22 protein-coding genes and 1 pseudogene are annotated in these 23,392 nt (G+C 34.7%); 3 read left to right on the top strand and 20 right to left on the bottom strand.

The annotated features are described in order from the left end of the window. Positions 1–35: 35 nt before the first annotated feature. Complete coding sequence (locus DZ60_RS22485) at positions 36–350, top strand: hypothetical protein (RefSeq protein WP_025740801.1); 315 nt, start codon at positions 36–38, stop codon at positions 348–350. A gap of 12 nt (positions 351–362) precedes the next feature. Further along, positions 363–575 (top strand): hypothetical protein, encoded by a 213-nt coding sequence (locus tag DZ60_RS25725; protein ID WP_394332003.1) that lies wholly within the window; start codon positions 363–365, stop codon positions 573–575. Positions 576–2,682: 2,107 nt separating this feature from the next. On the opposite strand, the gene DZ60_RS0104405 is transcribed toward DZ60_RS25725, so the two are convergent. The 3 genes from DZ60_RS0104405 to DZ60_RS0104395 all read right to left on the bottom strand — a co-directional run bounded on the left by DZ60_RS0104405 (position 2,683) and on the right by DZ60_RS0104395 (position 5,961). Further along, positions 2,683–4,494 carry a DUF3987 domain-containing protein gene (locus DZ60_RS0104405; RefSeq protein WP_025740799.1) on the bottom strand — a complete coding sequence of 604 codons (1,812 nt, stop codon included), beginning with the start codon at positions 4,492–4,494 and terminating at the stop codon, positions 2,683–2,685. Next, positions 4,481–5,431 (bottom strand): BT4734/BF3469 family protein, encoded by a 951-nt coding sequence (locus tag DZ60_RS24010; protein WP_051336292.1) that lies wholly within the window; start codon positions 5,429–5,431, stop codon positions 4,481–4,483. Before DZ60_RS24010 ends, DZ60_RS0104405 begins: the two co-directional genes overlap by 14 nt. 248 nt (positions 5,432–5,679) lie before the next feature. After that, on the bottom strand, positions 5,680–5,961 hold the full coding sequence (locus DZ60_RS0104395; RefSeq protein ID WP_025740796.1) for a hypothetical protein: 282 nt from the start codon (positions 5,959–5,961) through the stop codon (positions 5,680–5,682). 250 nt (positions 5,962–6,211) lie between these two features. Here DZ60_RS0104395 and DZ60_RS0104390 point away from each other — a divergent pair, with 250 nt between their 5' ends. Next, positions 6,212–7,054, top strand: a complete 843-nt coding sequence (locus DZ60_RS0104390; RefSeq protein ID WP_025740795.1) for a hypothetical protein — start codon at positions 6,212–6,214, stop codon at positions 7,052–7,054. A 482-nt stretch (positions 7,055–7,536) separates the two neighbouring features. Here the strand turns inward: DZ60_RS0104390 and DZ60_RS25550 are convergent, their stop codons facing one another. The 17 genes and pseudogenes from DZ60_RS25550 to DZ60_RS0104310 form a co-directional block, all read right to left on the bottom strand. Next, a complete protein-coding gene (locus DZ60_RS25550; RefSeq protein ID WP_241448715.1) occupies positions 7,537–7,692 on the bottom strand; it encodes a response regulator transcription factor in 156 nt (51 codons plus the stop codon). A 95-nt stretch (positions 7,693–7,787) separates the two neighbouring features. Further along, entirely contained in the window at positions 7,788–7,967 is a 180-nt protein-coding gene (locus tag DZ60_RS25545; protein ID WP_241448714.1) for a hypothetical protein, read from the bottom strand. A 515-nt stretch (positions 7,968–8,482) separates the two neighbouring features. Beyond that, positions 8,483–8,968 (bottom strand): annotated as a pseudogene (locus DZ60_RS22475) (asparaginase domain-containing protein). A gap of 188 nt (positions 8,969–9,156) precedes the next feature. Then, entirely contained in the window at positions 9,157–10,347 is a 1,191-nt protein-coding gene (gene clsB, locus DZ60_RS0104375) for a cardiolipin synthase ClsB (RefSeq protein ID WP_025740791.1), read from the bottom strand. A gap of 56 nt (positions 10,348–10,403) precedes the next feature. Continuing rightward, the gene (locus DZ60_RS0104370; protein ID WP_025740790.1) at positions 10,404–11,627 is read right to left on the bottom strand and encodes an MFS transporter; all 1,224 of its coding nucleotides are present in this window, start codon (positions 11,625–11,627) and stop codon (positions 10,404–10,406) included. After that, on the bottom strand, positions 11,627–13,729 hold the full coding sequence (locus DZ60_RS0104365; RefSeq protein WP_025740788.1) for a copper-translocating P-type ATPase: 2,103 nt from the start codon (positions 13,727–13,729) through the stop codon (positions 11,627–11,629). The genes DZ60_RS0104370 and DZ60_RS0104365 overlap by 1 nt, the downstream gene beginning before the upstream one ends. A gap of 18 nt (positions 13,730–13,747) precedes the next feature. Beyond that, entirely contained in the window at positions 13,748–14,041 is a 294-nt protein-coding gene (locus DZ60_RS0104360; protein WP_025740786.1) for a hypothetical protein, read from the bottom strand. A 7-nt stretch (positions 14,042–14,048) separates the two neighbouring features. Continuing rightward, positions 14,049–14,645, bottom strand: a complete 597-nt coding sequence (locus tag DZ60_RS0104355) for a hypothetical protein (RefSeq protein WP_241448713.1) — start codon at positions 14,643–14,645, stop codon at positions 14,049–14,051. Between the two features lie 44 nt (positions 14,646–14,689). Beyond that, on the bottom strand, positions 14,690–15,583 hold the full coding sequence (locus tag DZ60_RS0104350) for a ribose-phosphate pyrophosphokinase (protein ID WP_025740783.1): 894 nt from the start codon (positions 15,581–15,583) through the stop codon (positions 14,690–14,692). A gap of 6 nt (positions 15,584–15,589) precedes the next feature. Continuing rightward, positions 15,590–17,092, bottom strand: coding sequence for a thymidine phosphorylase family protein (locus DZ60_RS0104345; RefSeq protein ID WP_025740782.1), 1,503 nt, complete (start codon positions 17,090–17,092; stop codon positions 15,590–15,592). Positions 17,093–17,113: 21 nt separating this feature from the next. Further along, positions 17,114–18,490, bottom strand: coding sequence for an MBL fold metallo-hydrolase RNA specificity domain-containing protein (locus DZ60_RS0104340; protein WP_025740779.1), 1,377 nt, complete (start codon positions 18,488–18,490; stop codon positions 17,114–17,116). Between the two features lie 15 nt (positions 18,491–18,505). Continuing rightward, positions 18,506–18,760: a hypothetical protein gene (locus DZ60_RS0104335; RefSeq protein ID WP_025740777.1), complete on the bottom strand. Its 255-nt coding sequence runs from the start codon at positions 18,758–18,760 to the stop codon at positions 18,506–18,508. A gap of 52 nt (positions 18,761–18,812) precedes the next feature. Next, complete coding sequence (locus DZ60_RS0104330) at positions 18,813–19,652, bottom strand: ATP cone domain-containing protein (RefSeq protein ID WP_025740776.1); 840 nt, start codon at positions 19,650–19,652, stop codon at positions 18,813–18,815. Next, positions 19,645–20,199: an ion channel gene (locus DZ60_RS0104325; RefSeq protein WP_025740774.1), complete on the bottom strand. Its 555-nt coding sequence runs from the start codon at positions 20,197–20,199 to the stop codon at positions 19,645–19,647. The genes DZ60_RS0104330 and DZ60_RS0104325 overlap by 8 nt, the downstream gene beginning before the upstream one ends. Before the next feature lie 14 nt (positions 20,200–20,213). Then, entirely contained in the window at positions 20,214–21,044 is an 831-nt protein-coding gene (locus DZ60_RS0104320) for a universal stress protein (RefSeq protein WP_025740773.1), read from the bottom strand. Positions 21,045–21,068: 24 nt separating this feature from the next. Continuing rightward, on the bottom strand, positions 21,069–22,064 hold the full coding sequence (locus tag DZ60_RS0104315) for a 2-hydroxyacid dehydrogenase (protein ID WP_025740772.1): 996 nt from the start codon (positions 22,062–22,064) through the stop codon (positions 21,069–21,071). An 11-nt stretch (positions 22,065–22,075) separates the two neighbouring features. Continuing rightward, on the bottom strand, positions 22,076–23,344 hold the full coding sequence (locus DZ60_RS0104310; RefSeq protein WP_025740770.1) for an MgtC/SapB family protein: 1,269 nt from the start codon (positions 23,342–23,344) through the stop codon (positions 22,076–22,078). Positions 23,345–23,392 lie beyond the last annotated feature (48 nt).

The following is a 23,392-nucleotide window of genomic DNA, read 5'->3' as shown; positions in this document are numbered from 1 at the left end:
ATGATTACAGAAGACGCACAGCTGAAGAAGGAATTGTGGATAATCAAATCAGATCTATTGAAGAGCCCAACGATGAAAATAGGAACAGTAATAGTCAACTTTTTATATATGATGTCAATAGCTTATCAATCATGGGCTTGGGCAAAGTGAAAGTTACTACAGATCAAGATCATTCTAGCGTTATTGAATTTAAAAATTGTTATAATATTCTATTAGAAAATATAGAATCTTATCATAATGCAGAAGAATATACTTGCAGTGCACCTGTAATTTCTTTTGCTGAAAGTAAGGGTTCTAAAGTAAATTCTTGCCTTCTAAATGGAAGTGGACAGACAGGTATTGAACTGTAAAATTCAAAAAATATAATAGTGGAAAACACTATAATGACTAATTGCTCTAGAGAAGGTATTTTTCTTAAAAATTCAAACAATTGTTATTTCTATGATTGTAAAGTGGTTGAAAATAACACCGAGTATAATGGAAATATCATTAGCTCTGAACGAAGTGGTAACATTGTTTTTGAAAATTGTTTCTTTAGGGATAATAACTTAAAAAAGGAACAACTCTTAAGGTAGCTAATGATACCTTAATTTTTGATAATTGTGTTTTTGAAAATAATATTTCAGGAGGTTTTTTGGATATCAAAGATAGAGATGATGAATCTCCAAGCAAATTATATATGTTAAGATCAAAATATGCAGATACTGTCAATCATAAGGAGTATATTACCGAAATTCTGGATTCTTTTTCGGTTTCTATATTACAAAATAGTAAAAAAATGAAGATAGTAAATTGAACTTTCATCTATTTAGATTGTAATCCAATTATGCTTTCATTTAATGGAGCAACATAACCTGCTGCAAAAATCCTTTAAAACATTTTTCCTCTAAATCAAAAGAATATCTAAACGTTTGTAAACGGAACGTATCGTTGTGTAAACGTATTCTTTAAAAAACACAAATTCCTTCGCTTCCCTTTATTAGAAGAACTTACCAATTTATACCCCCTATAAATTAACTGCACTAAAACTGTAGTAAAAAAGGGACGTAAAATAATTTTCAGATAAATTCTAGGTAATTATTCACTTGATTTATAGAAAGTAAGTTAACATAAAACAATGGTTGGTAAATGTAACCTAGTTTACGCCTAAACCTGTTTTTAAGAGTTTTTAAGGGGTTTAGTCGCTAAAGCGAAGGTTTGTGTAATCGAGCTTATTTAAAGCGTCTAATTGCTTTAAATTCTTGTTTGAGATTTATTGTAAATCAGATCTATTGAATTTTGCAAAAAGTTAGATTTCTTAGGTGTTGTTTTTATACATAAAAAGTCGCTTTTGCTCGCTTTTAGTTTGTGGGATATTGCAAGTAATTTTCTAGTTTATGATATTACCGTAATGAAACTTTTCCCTATAGGGAAAAGTTGTAGCTCACTCCTATAGGGAAAAGTTGTAGCTCACTCCTATAGGGAAAAGTTGTAGCTCACTCCTATAGGGAAAAGTTGTAGCTCACTCCTATAGGGAAAAGTTGTAGCTCACTCCTATAGGGAAAAGTTGTAGCTCACTCCTATAGGGAAAAGTTGTAGCTCACTCCTATAGGGAAAAGTTGTAGCTCACTCCTATAGGGAAAAGTTGTAGCTCACTCCTATAGGGAAAAGTTGTAACTCACTGCTGTAGGAAATACTTAGTCATTGCTATAGTAAAAAGTTATGTGCCATCCCTATAGGAAATACTTAGTCATTGTTATAGTAAAAAGTTGCGTGTCATTCCTATAGGAAATACTTAGTCATTGTTATAGTAAAAAGTTGCGTGTCATCCCTATAGGAAATACTTGGTCATTGTTATAGTAAAAAGTTACGTGTCATCCCTATAGGAAATACTTGGTCATTGCTATAGTAAAAAGTTGCGTGTCATCCTTATAGGAAATACTTGGTCATTACCATTTGAAAAAAGATAAATTATAATCAATTTGGAAATATTAAAAAGGGGTACGAAGTGTAGCGAAATAATTCTCATAAAACTTTAAAATAATTAAGCGTAAATCGGGGTCTGTATTTATCCAAAATACAAACCTCGATCGGGATGTGTATTCTGTGCTTGATCGGGATGTGTATTTTATAGAAATACTGATCCCAAAAACCGTTAAACATCCAATTTTTATTAACTTTTCCAATTTTAGACTAAATTCTCAATCGGGATGTGTATCCTGAGTTAAAAAACATCGCTGAAAAATAAATTGTAATCGGGATGCATATTTTGTAGAAATACACATCCCGATTGGGGTGTTTATTTTTAATTCAATATAGGTACGCGTAAGGAGATAAATAAAAGCTTCTTACCCTTAAACTTCTGTTTGTTTAATGATCCTTATCCGACTTGATTTTATACCTAACATAAATTAATACATACCCATACAACGCATATTACAAGTATGATAATGTAGCTACACGTATATTAATTTGAATTGACTTAAGTTTTGATAATTTGATTGGTGTGTCCGTAAAGATCAAAACCTCAAAAAAAGGAACTGTGGGATTTGAGGTTATTGAGGTTTTACTCCTTTTGTAGGATCTTACAGCTAAATACTTGAAAGAAATAAGCTTCGTTACACTCAAAACCTCAAAAACCTTAAAAACCTCACTAGTCTATTTTGAGGTTTTTAAGGTTTTCTAAAATTTCTTTATACAAGTTTAACCTTCTTTTTTCAGTCCGTGAAGATACTGCCCGTGACCAATACGCTGTAGATATCCTTTTTCAACAAACTGCTTTATGTAGCGTTCTGAAGTCTTTTCCGGTATTTTAAGCTTATTAGCTATACTCTTGTACTTCTGAGTAGAAAAAGAGGTAGTTAATTCATCTAAAAAACTTTCTTTCAGGTTTTTGATTTTTGGTAATGTTTGTTTCTTTTCTGGTAAGTATCGATATACTATTTGAGTGTGGTTAAGCAAACTTTCCACAATGGTAATAGCGTTTTCCATATCGATATCCTGGCAATGTAAAATATTAGTAAGTGAGTTGTTTTCCAATGATCGAATAATAGTAAAGATCATTGCCATACGATAGCAGATAAGCCCTAATCGAAACAAGGAAGCTTCTAAACCTGTTTTTTGTAAAAACAGGAATTTGTCATATTCTTTGCTAAAGAAAGCATTGAACTGTTCAATTTGGTGCTCTCGTAAATTAATCTTTATTCCACTGCCAAAACCTTCCAGTATTTGGTAATATTTCAAATATTGATCGCCCAGCTCATCAAAGATGCTATCCAGTGATTCCTTGCTGGTATTGGCAAATACATTTTTCCATTGTTTTTGCCGTTGCATTTTGTAAAATATAAACCTACTGAATAGTCCATTTTCTGAATCCGGCATTAAAGACAATACTTGATCTGGTGTGCCAGAAAGTACAGCGGATAACTGAGGACTTTTAATATCTACATATTCACTTGCTGTACGCCTATAGTAACTAATTTCTTCGTGGTGGAAGGCTTTTCTAAATCCATCACTATAATTGCCGTGTTCGCTTTTAAAGGCTTGCGCAAGGGTGTCTCCTTCAGTTTCAAAGATCAGTCCTTTACCATCGTTATTTGCCAATAGTTCAAAAGCTCCTGTTGCACTGTTATTAGCCGGAAGAAACAACATTTGATCTCTGGGCTCTTCCGGTTTTTGAGGTGTACTTCCTTTTTGGGTTTTCTTGAGATCGTAGTATTCGGACAGTTCTACTTCGTATTGCACTTTTTGAGAATTTGTAGCGTCCCTTTTTTGTTTATGAATGGGATACACTAATTTTCTGCAAAGATTGATTCTTCCTTTTCCAGAAGAAGCTGGGGCAGTAACAAATAGGAATAGATTAGGATATACAATATTTTGATCATACATCCCGTATACGTTTGGTAAGCAGCTGCTCATTACTGTTAGGCTTCCCAACAACAATAAATCCCGTTCCTGATCCCTTGCTGCACATTTGGTTACTTCTTCTAAAAATTTGGGCAATAGCTTGTAAACGGACGAAGGTATGACGGGTAAAGAAGGTTCTTGTTCTTGTGTTATTTGCTCTTCTTCCGGTTCTTCCTGCGCTACCGAAGCCCTTTGAGATGTGGCTAATGTATACACCTTTTGTTTGTGTGATGAAGGAGTTACCCCAGCTTCTTTTGCCAAATGAAAAAATGTACCTAAGGTAGCTCCTGAATTTGTACTATCTAAACATTTTTGGTATTGTTTTCTGCAACTTTCTGCATCATACTCTGGATAATTACTACTCACACTATGAAAAAGTGCTTCTCCCATACTTCCAAAAGCATCTGCAAAGGCAAATCCAATTTTAATCCAGTTGTCATAACTTGCAGTAATATCAATTCCCAAAGTTTCTAATTGAGAGACTACTTCTTTTACTTTGTTATAGTCATCATGCGATAGTGGGTTTGTTTGTGTTTTTGATGTATTCGTTTTTTCATCCTGACGATCAGGTGTTTTTTTTAAATATTTTTGTGGATCAAATTTTGGCATCAGCTTTGTATTTTGGATGGATATAAGGATCAGGGTCATATGGTAAAAGACATCCCCTGCTTATGTCACTTCCGGATGCATCCACCTGGATGTTATAGGTTTCCTTTAGATAGTTTATTACTGACCGAAAGTATTCAGTATGTGAAAATTCATCCAATGAGATTTTAATAATCCATTTCAGACCATTTCCCCTGGGGGATATAAATAACAGTTGAGAAGGAAGACAAGGGTCTTTTAGTAGCGTCTTTCTAATATCTGTTAATTCCTGTTTGTTTGGGATTCCATCAATATCGATCGTTAACAGTTTAGAATGTGTACGAAGGCAATTGTTGTTTCGTTTTGTAAACACTCCAGAAAAAGTTACATAGTCAAAATGTTTTTTCTTGTAGTCTTTTTGTTCTTTTTCTGAAGAGAGTTTGCGTAAATGTGCAGTATGATGCTTACGGGAGGTGTTCGTAAGCATCTGGTAGACCTCTAATAAACCAATAGTTTTTGTGGGAGCAAGATTATACAGGTTTTTAGAAAAATAACTAAACCGTGGTTCCCATTCGGTATCTGGTATACCATCCAGAAAATTCTGAATATCTTCTTGTCTAAGTTCATAGGTGGATCGTTTTGTTTCTAAATTCAAGTGCATAATGTCATTGATCTTAATTAACAGTTCTGTTTCAGTGTCTTCTTTAAAATATAGCTGTGCAAAATCAAATACATCGCCGTTGAAATCTTTGTTTTCCAAACCCTGATAAACAGCAGTATTATTTATTACTGTTATTTGTAAGCTTTTTCTATGATGAACAGCAAAAGGATTGTAGGTTGGTTTGCATTTGTTTCCACTTACTCGAAGTACTGTTTCTTTTGGATAATATTGTTGTAAGATATAGGCAAATATCTTTAGCCCGTAATGGGTTTTCTTTAAAATATGTTGTTTGGTAATCATAAGTAACCTTTTAAGTGATCTTAGCTCTTTTTAAAATACATTCAAAAAAGACAATACATACCCGGCACTTGTTTAACAAGAAATAGGAATACGCTCTATTAGAGTGCTTTAGTAAGTTAATAGTGATGGTGATGTGAAATACTACTAGAATTTCTTTAATAGAAATGGTAGTATGCATAGTAGATCAATAACAGCGCAATAGGTAGGCATACATACGCTGTATGTCAAAAAATAGAAGTGTATAAAGATTATACCACTTTTCTCGATCTCCGCTTAATTTTATACATAACTGTAGATTTGTTTACTTTATAGTTTTTCAGTTCATCCGCAGTACATTCCAAATGAGATGCAATCATATCTAGATCCTGAGCAGGGATATCTGCGTGGTCATCTGCCAGTAAATTACAATAGCGATTAAAAGTCCTTGCTGTTTTTTTTAACCCCATGATGATCTTTTCTTTAGTAGCCCTGTATTTTGCTACAGGTAGCTCTGCCAATTTTTCCTTAATACAATACTTATAGTCTTTCATAAGTTTTAATTTTTATATTTATGTAAACCAATTATATTGACAAATAATTTATAGAAAATACAGGGATTCAGAAATTCTGTTATAAAACCATCCCCAATTTGATTATAAAACCTGTATTCCAAACAAAAATTTGTCTTTTTAAGAACATATTTTTCTTCTTGCAAGAAAATTTCTTCAACAAATGTAAAGTATTTTTATTTACATTTTGTAACTTTGTTGAGACAAATTTGTCCAATAGTAGATTTATATTATGGAAGAATTATTATATCAGATATACTCAAATCATCACGGAAAGCTGCTAAAAGCATACGTAAAAAAGAATAGCATCAATAAAAAAGGAGGTATAAATAAATTAGCTGAGGAATTAAATTTGACAAGACAAGGAGTTTACATTTTATATAGCCAAGAAGTGATAAAACTGTCTCATCAAAAAAAAATAATAGCTTATTTAGAATTGCCAAAGGACTTTTTCCCAAGACCTATCTCTGCAGAGGAAAGGTTCCGGCTGTTGTTGGGAGACTATGCCAATATAAAAGTGGAAAATTTAAAATTAAAGGAAGAGCTTGAAAAAACAAAGGCTAGAGCAGTCATTAGAGATTATCTGGTAGAACAACGTAATGAACATCAAAAGGATAAAAGTGGCAACACAACTGTGGTTTCAAAGATAGATTTTGAAAGTTACATAGACAATTACTTTGATGAATTGTATTTAGATCAATTTTTACATAGAATTACTATTGATGAGATTCAAAGTGGTTTTTGTTTCGAAGTATCTGGAGAAGATTTAGATCATTTAGGTATGAATCAAGGTGATTTTGTATATACTGATACTTTGATAGAACATTATGATTTAGTTAGAAAAGAAAACTTATATGTAGTCATTATTAATGACCCTATCAATGGAAAGGATATTCTTATTGGACAAATTCGATGGTACAGAGGTTCTATAGGACTTGTGCAGCTTGATAAACGACAATTTGATTTGAACGGAAATCTTACTATTGAACAATTATGGGAAGTGAAAGGACACATTAGCAAAGAAGAATATGATATAAAAATTAACTGCGATGATGATTTTGAAACACCATATTAAATGCTTTGATCGCTGACTAATCTTTTGAAATTTTGATCATGACAAGCAAAAAAATAATGGAAAGTGCTAAAATCCATGATTTTCTGTAATTGCCATTACTTTATAAACTGTATGGATTATTTGTTATAACTGGTCTCTTTAAAGAATTTTATTTCATCTTGAATAGTATGATTTTTTATTTTATCCAATTCCTTCAGCAGATCCTTTGATAATAATTGTTAATTCATAAGCAGGTACTTTAATGTTGGAAATCATAAGAATGGGATTTAGCTGATAAGGTTGAATTAATGTTTTTATAGTTCTGCAAAATGTTGATAATCATTGCCTCACTTCATAAAATTTGTGGCTCATTACTGCATTTTAGGGAACTTTTGGGAAGATAATTTTACAAAGTAATAATACAAAGAAAACACACCGTATTTAATTACGTAATACCCCGTATATTTATGCGGAAAATACTGTAATCTAGTATAGATGACGCTTTAGAGACTATGTCCTTTTCTATCGGCTTTTTTTCTAAATCGCTGTAAAAATTCTAGCCTATTTTTTACCCCTGTTTTTTTAAAGATATTAGAAGCGTGTTTAGACACGGTGTTTTCAGCAATAAACAAGTCTTTGGCAATATTCTTATAACTCAAATTACTGAGAATTGACAAGGAAATCTCAATCTCTCGTCGGGATAAATCCTCATAAATAATTTTATGTTCTATAGATTCGCCTCTTTGCTTTTTCTTCAGAGCGAATACCTCAAAAATTCTAGTATTGTTTTCTGAAAAAATAAATATCTATCTGTTTCTATTACAGTTATGGCAAAAAATGCCATATTCATTACAGTAAAAGTAATCCATTGATAATCACCAATTACGGTACAAATAGGTAGTAATGCTATGCTTGTTACACTTATGGTTGACAATTTACTTAGTCTTAATATAAAAGCGTTTGGATTGGTTGGATTGGAAATTCGTCGATAAAATATGAAGAGAAAAACAATGGCAGCCATCGATATTGGTACAGTGAATAATAATCTAGCTGATTCCAAAGATTTTTTAATAAATTAAGGAACTAAAAATAAAATGATGTAGCTGGCTATTGTAAATATAGCTAGATTACGTATGGACGAATTAAATTTCAAAACAACGATATCATATTCTTTATAAAGGTAATAGACAGTAAAAACGCATAATGTTATAGCTACGCCGTAAGTTATAATGTATTGAAGTATTAAAGGCCCAGGGAAATTATCAGTTGGAAGGAATCCACCAGAGGCATTGTAAGTAACAAATAACAATCCAAGAAATAGAAAATGTTTAAGACTACTGCGTGTTCTCTTTCTTGAAAAGTAAAGCGTAAACAATACAATGAATGTATCTATTAATAGATAGAAAAACGTTGTCCAATGTATTGATGTTCCAAACATTTAATATATAACTATTCATTACGCTCAAATTTGTTAGTTTCAAAATTTTTGGAAACATTGTTCCAGTGAAATACTTGTCCGTTCATAGCAATATAAACATCCGGTTTTAGAAATTGCAATGAGCTGATTGCATACCCTAAATTAAATGGGGCGTCTGTATTTTCAGAAGACCCTAAAATAAATGACCCAACTAAAATAATGGTTTTACCAAGGTTGAGTTTTCCTATATATTTTGCGGTGTTTTACATTGTGAAAGTCCCGTGTGTTATTAATATTTTCTTCGCATTGGCTTCCCTAACTTTACTTACTAGTAGTTTAAGGTCATTTTCATCTATAGCCCGACTATATTTTTTAAATATACTCTCAATATCGTATTCAAAATCTACATTTGCCCTATCGAGAAAATCCCCTATAGATATATTCGTTTTTTTGATTCCCTTATCACCTACATAATCTAACCCTTCAATAGTTCCACCTGTAGTTAATATTTTAATCATTAAAAAGGTTTTTAAGCATTTCCAAAAGTTAGAATTTTCCCTCCATAAAGTTAGCAGAAGTTTTTGATTATTAGTTTATAAATTTAACTTCATGGTTACACATCGAATGACACTCCGTAATTGAATTTTTAAATATAAAATAGACAATTTTATATTTATTATGCTATTTAAATCTTATTGATAATCTATCATAATCTAAATTTTTTCAAAGCCCTTAAGTGTGGCAAAAAGGTCAAAAGATGCATCGTAAATGTTATCATGTGATAAGATAACCAATCTGCAAGCTTATTAAGGATAGTCGTTTTTTGTTTAAAGTTAGTCTTGGTGACTTCCCTACACTCACTTATAACCCGGTTAAAATCCGAACGTAATGTTTCGGCAAAAGCAGACGAATATATTTCCACGTTCATTTCTATACTACCATAGCAGCTAAGGCTGTTTAGATTAAAAGAACCTATTGTTGACCACTGATTATCTACAAGAGCAGCTTTGCCGTGTAGTACAGACTTTTCCCATTCATATATTTGAATTTGATTATGTAGAAAGTTTGCATATAAATGTTCGGTCGCCCTACGCACCAATGGAACATCACTTATACCCGCCAAAATTACCGTTATTTTCACACCTCTTTCACTAGCTTTTTTCAATGCCTTAGACATCTTTCTTCCAGGTAAAAAATATGAACCCAATATGACTATTTCTTTTTTTGCCCTAAATATTGCATTTGTATATGCGTCACATACTTCTGTTTTACTTTTTAACCAGTCGTTTTGTGTAATTCCAACAAGTGCTTTACCGGCCGAATGTAAGACTGGCTTTATTTTTTTTGAGCTTCCTTTTCTAAAAAAATAATCTCTGCACAGTTTCTGCAAATCCTCGGCTGCAGGGCAATCTAGTTGTACGGCATAATCAAGCCAAGGTTCAGATTTCAAAGTTCCATGGTACTTATTAGCAATATTGATACCACCTATCAGTGCCATTTTTCCATCAGCAACTAGTACTTTATGGTGCATACGCCTACCTAGATAAAAATTATTCACGGAAAACAAAGGGGAAAAGAAACGAATTAAAACACCGTGCTGAATCAAATTCTGTATAAAACTATCAGGAAGAGCCACACTTCCATATGCATCCAGTAAAACATAAACTTTTACATCTCGTTGAGCAGCTTCTTTGAGGCAGGTGGCTATATCATTTCCCGTTTCGTCGTTCTCATAAATATAGGTTTGCAGATGTATTTCTTTTTGTGCATCTCGGATTATATTTTTTAGTCGGATAAAATACGCTTCGCCAGAATGCAGCAATTGAATATACGCATTATCACTTTTACTATCGTGTAATTGTTTTTTTTGTTCTTCAGTTGTTGATTTATGAATCATCAAATGTTTATTATGATTTATTTTTTTGAAATTTATATTTCACGTTAAGGTATGTATCACATTTCATCTTTCAATTTCATTGAGGGTAAAACAAATCCTATTGAGATTAAAATAACCGACCCAGCAATAATAAAAGGATAATAAAAACCAGCAGCAACTAACCAGGTTCCTATAATTGGACCCAAAATCTGGCCAATACTATTGGTAGAACTTTGTATGGAAATATTTCTACCAGTATTCTCTTGGGATATTAATGAGACCGCTGAAAGTAGGTTTGGTGTTACCATCGCACCACCTGCTGCGAAGACAACAATTAATCCGTACACTAAAAACTCGTTTTTGAAAAAAGGAAAGGCAATTAATGAAATTCCTGAAATGAGTAATCCTAAAACGATTTGCTTTTTAGCAGCTAAGACCTTTTCCCCATAACTGGCAAAGACAGGCTGTAAAATTGCCATTACTGAACCACAAATCATGAAGCCGATACCAACTTGGTTACTATTAAATGCCAATTCGTCTTTACCATAAATGGAAAACACAGTTTCAAATAGTGTGACGACAAACTGCATGACAAAAGAAATCATTAAAATAATGATGAAGTATTTACTAAATGAAAACCGTAAGCTTCGTTTCTCTGTATTAAACTTAATTACTTTTGCTGTATTTTTTAACCATTTTGATGTAATTAGTAAAACTATGAATCCTAACAGCGAAGCAAAAAGGAATGGTACTGAAAATCGGTCTAGATGCAGTAGTCCAAGGGAATATTCTAAATGTATATCTGTTTGAGATAGTAAACCTCCTATGACGGGACCAAAGATAACACCAGTGCTTATCGCAACTCCGGACCATGCCATAACTTTAGTTCTTCGTTTCTCGGATGTAATATCACTTAAATATGCATTGCTAACTGGGATAACAGAAGAAGTAAATATTCCTCCAAAAATACGTGCAGTATATAGCATGGTCAAGGATGTAGCAAGACCTGTTAGTAATTGCATGATTACAAATCCAATCAAACCAATAATGATTATGGGTTTACGACCATATTTGTCAGATAACTTTCCCCATATCACTACGAATAGCAGTTGGAAAAAGGGATAAATGCTCGTGAGCAGACCAATGTGAAAGTTAATAAGGTCGGTGTCGAGATTGTCTTTTAGTGCTAATCTTTCGGTGTAGTAGGGAAGGGTTGGTAATAAAATACCATAGCCCAACATTACTACAAATAAACTCAACAGGATTAAAGATATCCTGTTGAGTTTTTCTTTCCTATTCATTATTTTTTACCGAGTTTTCGTTTTAATAATTGTGCATTAATGGCTACTATAATCGTACTTAAACTCATAAATACCGCACCTACCGCAGGTCCTAAAACAAAGCCCGAGGAATATAGTACACCAGCTGCTAAAGGAATGGCTACGACATTATAACCTGTAGCCCATATTAAATTCTGAATCATTTTATTGTAGGTAGCCTTTCCAAATAAAATTAAGTTGGCAATGTCCTGTGGATTGCTGTTTACCAGAATAATATCGGCAGTTTCAGCAGCTACATCAGTACCAGAGCCTACGGCAATTCCTACATTAGCTTTTGCAAGGGCTGGTGCATCATTTACACCATCACCCGTCATAGCTACAAACTCTCCTTTTATTTGTAGTTCTTCAACTATTTCTACTTTTTGGTGTGGTAATACTTCAGCGTAGTAACCATCTAAACCAAGTTTCTCACTTACGGCTTTAGCTGTTTTTTCATTGTCACCTGTTGCCATTAAGACTTTAATATTATTTTTTTTGAATATTTTGATGGCTTCAGCAGATTCTGGTCTTATTTCGTCAGCAAGCGCAATATAACCTGCCAATTCACCATCAATTAAAACAAATACTACAGTTTCCGCTGCATCGCTGTATGCATCTTCAGGAATGGTAATTTTCTCATCTCTTAAAAAACCAGGACTTACTACCTTAACTTGCTTACCTTCTACAATGGCCTCTACACCTTTACCAGTAATTGCATTGAAGTTTTCTGGGCTAGGGATAGTAATATTATCTTCTTTTACTTTTTTGATAATCCCAACAGCTATTGGGTGTTCAGAACTTTGTTCCAATGCACTTGAAAGTCTTAAAATTTCTTTTGATGAATAAGCCTTGTTAACAGACTCGATTCGAGTAACACCAAAATCACCTTTGGTTAATGTTCCTGTTTTATCAAAAAGCAAAGCTGAAATTTTCCTCGACTCTTCAAACGCAGTCCTATTTCGGATAAGCAATCCATTTTGGGCAGATACAGCGGTAGAAATAGCAACCACAAGTGGAATGGCAAGACCCAATGCGTGTGGACAAGCAATTACCATAACGGTAACCATTCTTTCTAAAGCGTAAACAAATGGAAAGCCTAAAATCAACCAAACTGCCAACGTACCAAAACCAATTGCCAAAGCGATGTAGGTTAGCCATTTTGCAGCCCTATCTGAAAGATTTTGCATCTTGGATTTGGTTTTTTGCGCTTCCTCTACCATCTTGATGACTTTGTTGAGGTAGCTATCTTTTCCAGTATGTTCAACCTTTACTTTTAAGGTACTATTGCCATTTACCGAACCACCAATAACCTTATCGTTTTCATCCTTTTTTACAGGTTTGGATTCGCCTGTAAGCATAGATTCATTCAGGTAACTGGAACCGTCTACTATTATTCCATCTGCTGGAACTTTCTCCCCAGGTTTTACCAATATCACATCATCCTTCAGTAAATCTTCGAGAGGGATGTCCTCTATGGTGTCACCTTTTACCCTGTGCGCTTCCGCAGGCATCATACTTACCAGTAACTGTAAGGCTTTTGAAGCACCTAGCACACTTTTCATTTCTATCCAATGGCCAAGCAACATTATGGCTATAAGTGTTGATAGTTCCCAGAAAAAGTCTTCACCTCTTAAGCCAAAAACGGTAGCAGTACTATAAAAATAAGCTACAGAAATTGCCATAGAAATCAAGGTCATCATTCCTGGTGCACCTTTTTTGACTTCAGACCAAAACCCTTTTAAAAATGGCCAACCACCATAAAAATATACAACAGTGGAAAGTGCAAAAAGGATATATGGATTTCCTGGAAGTAAAAATTCATAACCAAAAAATTCCTGAATCATTGGCGAGAAAAACAATATGGGAATGGTAAGCACAAGTGTTACCCAAAACCGTTTTCTAAAGTCTGCTATCATCATTTTATGATGGTCGTGACCCATTTGACCGTGTCCCGGATTATGACCTGAATGGTCTCCACCTCCGTGATTCATTTTAGAATGGTCTTCTTTTTTTTGTTTTTTCTTAGAATGGTCCATTTTTGAATGGTCCATTTCTTCGTGATTGTGATGTTCGTGATTTTCCATTATTGTCTTGTTTAAGTGTTATCGTAATTTTTTTCTCATAGCTTCCGAAATGTTTTCGGCATAGACGCCATAGGCATCCACCAAAAGTCCTTTAATCCCATTTTTTGATGAAATAGCATAAAGCACACTGTTATCGTCGGTACTGCTCATGCCTTCAAAGCGATAGGTTTTATCCACTTCAAAGTCTTCTGGGTGTAATTCAATTTTTAGTGAGGCACACTCCAAACATTCAGGTTTTAGGTTAAAATCGTATGTATAACCATTTGCCTGCAAATCGTTAATTGCTTCTGAAAGTGTGTCGTAGTTGTTCATTTTCTTTCTATTTATAAGTCATTGTAAAATAACTATTATCTTCCTCTGTAAATTTCTGAAAGGTCAATAAGCCTTTACCATTTATTTTTTCATTGACAGTATAGTTGAGTTGCTTAATGCGAATTCCCCAGGCATAGGCCTTAATATTGATTTTTGAATTAATATTATTTTTGTTGCCATCTAATGTTCGGTCGTAAATCTTTATGACGCTTTTTGAACCAAAAAAATTCAATAAGCCCGAGTCAAAAGTCATTTCCAATTCTATATCTTCAAGGTTATTCAAATCATAGAGCTCTTTAAATTTTTCAGAGGTGGTATTAATTTCGGTCTCTTTTGATTTTGGATTAGAAAACGGAAAAGCCATTACCATTACACTTGCTTCATTAGGCCTACAGCGATATGTTGTTGTATATTTATCCGTAGACTTTTTGTCCTCATCAAACAATTCTGTAACCACCTTAATTTCATAATATTCATTCTTCTTTATTGTTTCACCGGCTTCAAAAGTTTGTTTGTTTAGAAAAGAGCCTTTTTCGTCAAAATTTTCTCGAATGACAACTCTACCTGAAATCTGCCCAATGAGCATTTCAGTTTGTCCATTCATTATAATGCTGAATAAGATAAATAGTACTATGAAACTTTGTTTTCTCATATGTGATGCATCAATTTTTTCACCTCTTTTGCCATAATATCACTTAAATCTATTCCGTTTGAAGAGTGCGGGATGGTATTACAAGTCACTATTTTTTCTGCCCCAGAATCCAACAAATCTTGATAAGCGTTTCCTGAAAAAACGGCGTGAATACCTACGCAGATAGGTGGTTTCATTCCTGCTTTATTCAAATGTTGTACGGTTTCAATCATTGTCCGCGCTGTGGAAATAATATCATCTACCAAAATGGGTGTAGCATCTTTATATTTATCCACATCGGGAACAGAGACTTCTACATCACGGTCACCGTGACGTACCTTTTGTAATACCGTAAAAGGTGCTCCGGCATTTTTGGCGACTTCGGAAACCCATTGTTCACTTTCCGAATCGGGTCCAATAAGTACCGGGTTTTCAATGTTTTCTTTTATCCATTCTGAAATGGCATCGGCAGCGTGAATCACTTTATTTGGAATTTGATATACTTCTCCTAAAGCACTAATTCTATGTAGGTGTGGGTCAACCGTGGTAATGCTATCGGCAAAACCTGAAATCAATTTTCCGAAAAAACCAGAAGTTACTCCTTCGCCTTCGTTAAAAACTTTGTCCTGTCGCATATATGCCAAATAGGGTGCTACCAAACAGGTACACATAGCTCCTAATGATTTGGCTGTGTGGCTTAAAAAATATAGTGGCAACAGTTTCTCGTCTGGTTCGTGCAAGGTGCATACCAGCACCACACATTTATCTTTAACATCAGATAATATGCGCGTGTACGATTCCCCATCGGGAAAATTACGCAAAGTGGCTTTGCCCACTTCAGCATCCATTTTTGTAGCCATTAGTTCTGTGAGTTCTTCATTTCCGGGAAGACTGAATAATATTGTTTTCATAGTTTTTTAAATTATAGTTATGATGTCGTTATGATTGTTTTTATATTCCAAGGCATAGTTAAGTTCACCTTTGGATTCAGCATATATAGTATATAGCAGTTGGTTTTCTTTGATTTGTTCTCCTAAATGGGTATTTAAAAGAATCCCTGCTGATTTAGATTGAGGTGCTCCCGAAAGCTTGGCAAGTTTTGCAATTTTTCGGTTATCAATTCTGTTTAAAACCCCTGACTTTTCGGCCGTAATTTCAATTTTATAAGGTGCTAAAACTGGTTTTGAAAACTGACCTTGTGCTTTACAAATGGCTATGAATTTTTCATATGCTTTTCCAGATTTGAGAATTCTATGTGCGGTTTCCAATCCTTTTCCTTTTTCTACTTTTCCAGAAAGTTCTATTAGTTCAGCAGCTAAAAACAATGCTCTTTCTGTTAAGTCTTTGGGTGCATCTTCCTCATTTTTCAAAACTTTTAATATATCAATGGCTTCTAAAGTTGGACCAATACCCCTTCCAACAGGCTGCGTGCCATCCGTAACTACAACTTTTACATTCAACCCAACGGCAGTTCCAACGGTTTCCATATGATTTTTTAGTTTTTCTGCCATTTCGGTACTACGAACCTTCGCGGTTTCGCCCACGGGAATATCAATTACCACGTGAGTGGAACCTGCCGCAGCTTTCTTTGAAAGTACTGAAGCGATGAGCTGGCCTTCACTATCGATATCCAAGGCTTTTTCAATTTTGATGAGCACATCATCCGCAGGACTTAATTGCGCGGTACCACCCCAAACAAAACATCCACCTTCCTTTTCTACTACGGTCTTTATTTCTTCGGAAGAGAGCGTCACATTGGTCAGTACTTCCATTGTATCTGCTGTACCTGCTGGGGAAGTGATAGCACGCGAAGATGTTTTGGGCATTGTAAGCCCATAAGCAGCAACGATGGCAACTACCAATGGCGTTGTTCTATTGCCAGGCAATCCGCCGATGCAATGCTTATCGACTACAATATCTTTTTTCCAATTCAGTTGCTTTCCGGAAGCTATCATCGCTTTAGTGAGGTCGGATATTTCATCAATATCCATTCGGTCACCAGCGCATGCAGTTATGAATGCTGAAAGATGAATATTTGAATAATCGCCTTCCACGATATCGGTTATAATTTCGCTGTAAGCTTTATAATCTAGTTTTTGATTATAGATTTTAGCCCTAACATAGCTTAACGATTCAATAGGTTCCAAGTGGGAAACGTACAGCGTGTCATTTTGCGTAACATTAAGTTTTTTCGCGGCAGCATCTGATAATCCAATTTCATTTGACAACAGAATATCTGAATTTAAAACATTTAGACTTGCTACGATTGAGGTTGTTGCATTGGATATTCTAATTCGGGTCAGTGCCTCAAACCCTTCTGAAATACAGACGTGGCAATCTTCTCTCATATACACCACGTTTTCATTTTGGGTGTAGATTCCGAGATGTTTGTATTTTAATATATTTGAGTGTTGGTCCATATTTTTATTAATTATGATGATTTATTCTATTTCTTCGATACTATACAATTGTGGAATTTCTGAATCCCATCCATAAGTATCTTTTATATCCTTTTGTAATGCTTCTGCGCCTTCTTTCTCGCCGTGAACGATAAAGATTCTTTCAGGTTTATTTTTTATCTTACTCATCCAATCCATTAGTTCTGTGTGGTCAGCGTGTGCCGAGAGACCTTCAATTTCTGCAACTTCCATTTTGAATGGCACCCATTTTCCATACACCTTTAATTCTTTTTCGCCTTTCAACAATTTTCTTCCACGAGTGCCTTCAGCTTGATAGCCTATAAAAAGCAAAGTGTTATTTGGGTTTTGCGCTTGAGTTTCAAGATAGTTTAGCATACGTCCTCCTGTGAGCATTCCGCTTCCTGCAATCACGATTTTTGGTATGTTGTCCGTTCTTAATTCCATTGTTTCGCGATAACTCCTAACAACCGTGAAATAAGAGCACATCTCATCACATTCGTGCTCTTCAAGTTTGTGCCAATCCCTAGTACGATGAAATAACTCCAAAACATTAGCTCCCATAGGGCTATCCATTATCATTTGTACTTTAGGTATTTTGTTCTCTTTAAGTAATCTCCAAAAAATAAGCATCATCAATTGGGCACGTTCTACCGAAAAACTTGGGATAAATAGGCTGCCACCTCTATTTATAGTGTCGTTGACTAATTTTTCAATCTTCGGAATGGCTTCCACTTCATCAGGATGAAACCTTCCTCCATAGGTGGATTCAATGAATAATACATCTGCCTTTTTTGGTTTTAAGGGTGGAAAAAGCAGTAAATCGTTTGTTCTGCCTATATCACCTGAAAACACAAAACGTTTTCCACGTATATCTAACTCAATGTGTGTAGCACCAAGGATATGTCCATTGTATTGAAACCTCGCCTTTACATCTTTGAGAATGGGTAGCCATTGCGAGGGTGGTACCCCTTTGAAGTAAGGGATTGTTTTTTCTACATCGCTTAAATCGTAAAGTGGTTCTGCAGGATTATGTTTGGAATAGCCTTCTTTATTGGCACGTTCGGCTTCTTGTTCTTGGATTTTAGCACTATCATTCAAAATGATTTTTGCTATATCCAAGGTGGGATTAGTGCCATAGATGGGACCATTAAACCCTTGCTTTACCAATCTTGGCAGATAACCTGTATGGTCCATATGGCCGTGGGTAAGCAAAACAGCATCAATGTCAGCAACATTAACAGGTGGGTACTCCCAGTTTTTAAGGCGTAATTCTTTCAATCCCTGAAAAAGACCGCAGTCTATCAGTATCTTTCTATCTCCTGTATCTACCAGATATTTTGAACCGGTTACGGTGCCTGCAGCTCCTAAAAAATGGACATTTATTTTGTTGTTTTTCATCTTTATAGCATTTATTTAATGTCCACCACAACAGGACGGTGTATTTCCTTTGTTTTGCCCCGATTTGCTCAATTCTACTATTTCATTGTATAGGTTACGGGAATCCTCTTTTATTACAAGTGCCAGCTTCTTTATGGATTTAGGCTCAAAATTTACCATCTCAAGCAATATTTCAAGAGCCTCATCAAGTAATTTGGGGTCATCTTCCAATGCTTGGTAAAATGGCTCAAGATCTATACTGTTCTTTTTTTGCATTTCTTCGGTTTTCATCTGTATTGTTTTTAGAATTAATGACTGTTTATTTAATTATTTTTTTGTTCTTTTAATGTATTGTGCACAACGCTTCCGAATCTTCTAAAATCTTTTTATGTCGTGTTTTATCAATTCCTGTCTCCTCTAATAATGCAGGTTTTTCGTGAAGCTCTTTACACAGTACAATGCCTTTGTCCAGTAGTTTTGTTTTTTCAGCTTTGCTAAGTGTTGTTAAAGCGGTTAAGGGATGAAGCCCCGATTTATCTATTCTGTCCTTGAGACCATTTCCTTTTGGATAATCCCAACTGGTCATAAGCATTCCAGCACATTTCCCGTACTGAATGGCATCTGTTGTGAACCGGGTATTAGTGTAAACCCCTCCTTTATGAAGTTTAGCCTCGTGACCTTTTTGGTGTTCCCATTGCTTTTCCACGTCCAAAAACCGTGAATGGATATACAATGGGATTTTTACATTGCAAAACCTGCCTTGGTCGCTGTGGTATTTGCATTCAATCATATAGTGTTTGTCTTCTTTTTGGGCGATAACATCAACTTCGTGCTTTACACAGTTACCTTGAACAATAACTCCTACATTTGCGCTAAAGCCTTCCATCTCTAAAATCTTACCAATAAATTTTTCAAAAGGAAATCCTGATGGTCCTAATTCCATAATCGCCTTTTTGAGTTTGTATTTTGAAGCACTTACACGAGATTTACCCTTGAGCATTTTAAATGCCTTCTGATAGATTTTTTTTGTGGTAATTCCATTATAAATTGTGCCTTCAATATTTTCTACTATTTGATCAATTATCACTCTATCAGCGCCTGCTCTTTGCAACGAACTTATCAATTTTTCGATTTGAAAAGGGACTTCTTCTCCACTTGCTTTTATAATATTTATATCATTCATTAAGGTGTATTTTTTTGATATTTGCCAAAGCAAAAACGATTAATAAAAAGCTTAAAAATATTTCGAGCATAACAACAAATCTCGCTACTTCGGAAACTGGGGTAATATCGCCATATCCAACAGTTGAAAAGGTAATTACACTGAAGTAAAAAAAGTGGTACAGATTATATATGTATGAATTTGAATGAACAGCAATTCCTTCAAATGTCGTATGATCGAATTGGTAAAGACAGGTGTAATCAGTTGCAAATGAAAAAATACTAATAAATACTATCGCCCCAAAAACCCATAGTAACTGCTTTACTGAATGGCAAATATCTATCAGTTTTGAAAGTTGTTTTAGGGTGGTCACTGTAATTACTATAGTTTTTATAAATGCTGCCGTTGCAATAATTATATGAAATGGAAAAGAACTATGATCGATTAGTGACATTAATAAAACATAAACAAGAGCTATCCCAAAGATTATAAATGCAGGTAATGCGGTTCTTCCAAAGAGTAATTTGAAGAATGATTTTTCTCGAATTTTATTTAATCTATCAGACATATGAATATGTTTTTTTAAAGATGTATGGTCATTACAGGTAACGTTGAATGATTGGTGACACCTTCAACAATACTCTTGGAAAACAAGCTTAAAAAACCAGTCTTGCCATGAGTGACCATTGCTATTAAGTCTATTGGATTTTGCTTTATAAAAGTATTAATGCCAGCTTCTACAGAGGGCTCATTATAAACTGCCATTGAGTAGTCATTTAATTCTGGGTACTTGCCCAATAGCTGTTCTATAGGATTTAAACCAAGTTTTATGCTGTTAAAATCTGTCTTGGTATTTATTCGTAATAAATGAATGCGAGCATCACATTTTTTTGCAATAGATATTACCTGACTAAAAGCCTCACTTATATCTTCCTCGAAATCTGAAACAAATACAATATTTTTGAACGGGAATGTTACATCTTCATCTTTTACCACAATTACTGGCGCATTTGCTTTTCGAACGATTTCTTCTACGTTACTACCTGTTATTTCCCTGATAACGCCTTTGGTTCCGCTACTGCCGGTAATGATGAAATCGTGATGAAAATGACCAGAATGTTCTAAAATATCTCCTTGTCCAGCATCATATTGAAGAAAAGTGCGACATTTAAGTCCACTACGTTCTGCCTTTTTATCCAATTCTCTTAGAGCGGACTTGGCAATTCCTATTTTCTTTAATGTTTCTGGATATCGCTTTTCTTTTTGTTTATCCAATTTAACCCAGTCCACAGGTGTTTTCATTAAATGCAAAAAATGTATCTCTGCATCGTAACGTTTAGCTATTTTGATGCCAAGATTTGCAGCTTTTACACAGTTTTCAGAGAAATCGGTGGGTACTAGTATATTTTTCATTTTTTTATGTTTTAATTATTTAAATTAATTGACAGATATTTCATTTCCAGAGGGGATTTCTTTGTCAAAACAACCCAAATTATATATTGTCGTTTCTGCAATATTTGTTAGTGCTGTTTCGGTTAAGAAAGCCTGGTGGCTAGTAATCAAAACATTGGGGAATGTCATTAACCGAGCAATGACATCGTCTTGTAATATATCTTCGGAATGGTCTTCAAAAAACAATCCTTCTTCCTCCTCATACACATCGATGCCGAAATACCCAATCTTACCAGATTTTAATCCTTCAATAACCGCCTTGGTGTCCACAAGACCACCTCGGCTTGTGTTAATGAGCATAACTCCTTCTTTCATTAAAGCGATATGTTCTTTATCTATTAAGTGCTGAGTTGATGGTGTCAATGGAACGTGCAGGCTAATTATATCTGCTTGCTTGCAGATAGTGGTACAGTTGGTATAAATGACATCATATAAATCTATCAGATTCTTATCTTCAGCAACATCTTGAGCTAATATCTTACAACCCAAACCATGAAGTATTTTTACAAGTACTGCACCTATTTTTCCTGTTCCAATAACACCTACTGTTTTACCATTTAGGTCGAATCCTGTGAGTCCGTTCAGTGAGAAATTTTGTTCTCTAACTCTATTGTGTGCTCTAATTATTTTTCGGTTTAGGGCTAAGATGAGTGCCAGAGTGTGTTCTGCAATAGCGTATGGCGAATAAGCAGGAACACGAGCCACTTTCATATTCATTTCAGCTACTTTTTCTAAATCAACGTGATTGAACCCTGCTGAACGTAGGGCGATATACTTAACACCAATCGCACTTAATTTTTCAACGATATGCGCCGAGGCATCATCACCTGTAAATAGGCTAACGGCTTCAGAGCCTGTTGCGAGAATAGCTGTTTCTTTGGTCAAACGGCTTTCCAATAGTTTTAATTCGTGTCTACTATTATTTGCCTTTATCAAATAAGGTTCTTCAAATTTATGTGTACTGAATATGGTTGTTTTCATTATTTTCATTTTTAAATTCCTAATTGTATTAAAATGTAGACTATCCCGACAAGGATAACAGTTCCAAAAATTAGCATCACGAGTTTCCCCGTTTTTTTAGAGCCTTTGAAATAGGTAATCCCAAGTTTTACAATCATATTACTTATGGTGGCTGTTATAATGACATTGGTTGCCAGTGCGAGTTTTTCTTCCAAAGACCCAAATTTTGCCATACTAATAGTTATTGCATCGGTGTCTGCCAATCCCGCAATGAGTGCCGAATAGTATAAACCGCTTTCGCCAAAAAATTGATTTCCATAAAAAACGGCAAACAGGATAATCACATAAATACCACCAAACCCAAGGGCGTTCCAAATATTGAGAGGATTGCCAAGGTTGATAGCTGTTTTTGGGACATCTGTATTCTTTTTGATGAATAAGAGTGCACTTACCAAACAGATAAGGGTAAGAATGGTAAATGGAATAACTAAATAGGAAAGTATGGCACTATTGAAAATATAGGCCAGAATAGCGAGTCTGGGAAACATTATGGCAGAAGCTATAATGATACCGGCAGCATATTCTTTTGAAAGTTCTGGCGATTCCTTACTTCGGGAAGCATATATCCAAGCTACAGCAGTACTTGAAATCAATCCGCCTAAAATCGCGGTGAGCAAAATACCACGTTTAGAACCTACATATTTTACAAGAAAGTAGCCGATAAAGTTCAGAAAAGAGACAATCACTATAATTGCTCCAATCTCAAAAGGGTTTAATAAACCTTCGGGTCCATAGTCTTGATTTGGTAAGAAAGGCAAAATAAGAAGCGCGATAATTGAAAACTTTATAAAGGCAAAAAGCTCTTCTGAAGTAATATTCTTTATGAATGTATTGAAGGTGGTTTTTAACGATAACAGAGTAACCACTATAACTGCGGTGGCAACTGCTTCTTTATGCAAATGATTAGCAACCATAACACCTAAAATTAACGTAGCGAACAATGCCATATTGGTTGTTATCCCCGTCATTAGGTGTTTTTGCACGATAGAAAGATGACTCAAAGCCAAAAACAAGAGAAATGCTGCCCCAATAATAATGACCAACCAAGGTGTGTAAGCTGTGGTAAGGTTTCCTAATATAAAACCGATGATTGCCACAATTGGGAAGGTTCTTATGCCTGCAAAACCTTCTTCCTCTTTCAACTTGTCGTACTCACGTTCCAATCCAAGGATCAGACCTATACCCATACTAATGAGTAATCCAATGATAAAAGGGTTGATATTTTTAAAGGCCTCTGTCATGACTACTTTTTTATTGCTTGGTAGGGTTAAAATCGCTAACTGTTTGAT

It is taken from the genome of Aquimarina pacifica (assembly GCF_000520955.1).
Lineage (GTDB): Bacteria > Bacteroidota > Bacteroidia > Flavobacteriales > Flavobacteriaceae > Aquimarina > Aquimarina pacifica.
This window is presented reverse-complemented; position numbering and strand designations above follow the sequence as displayed.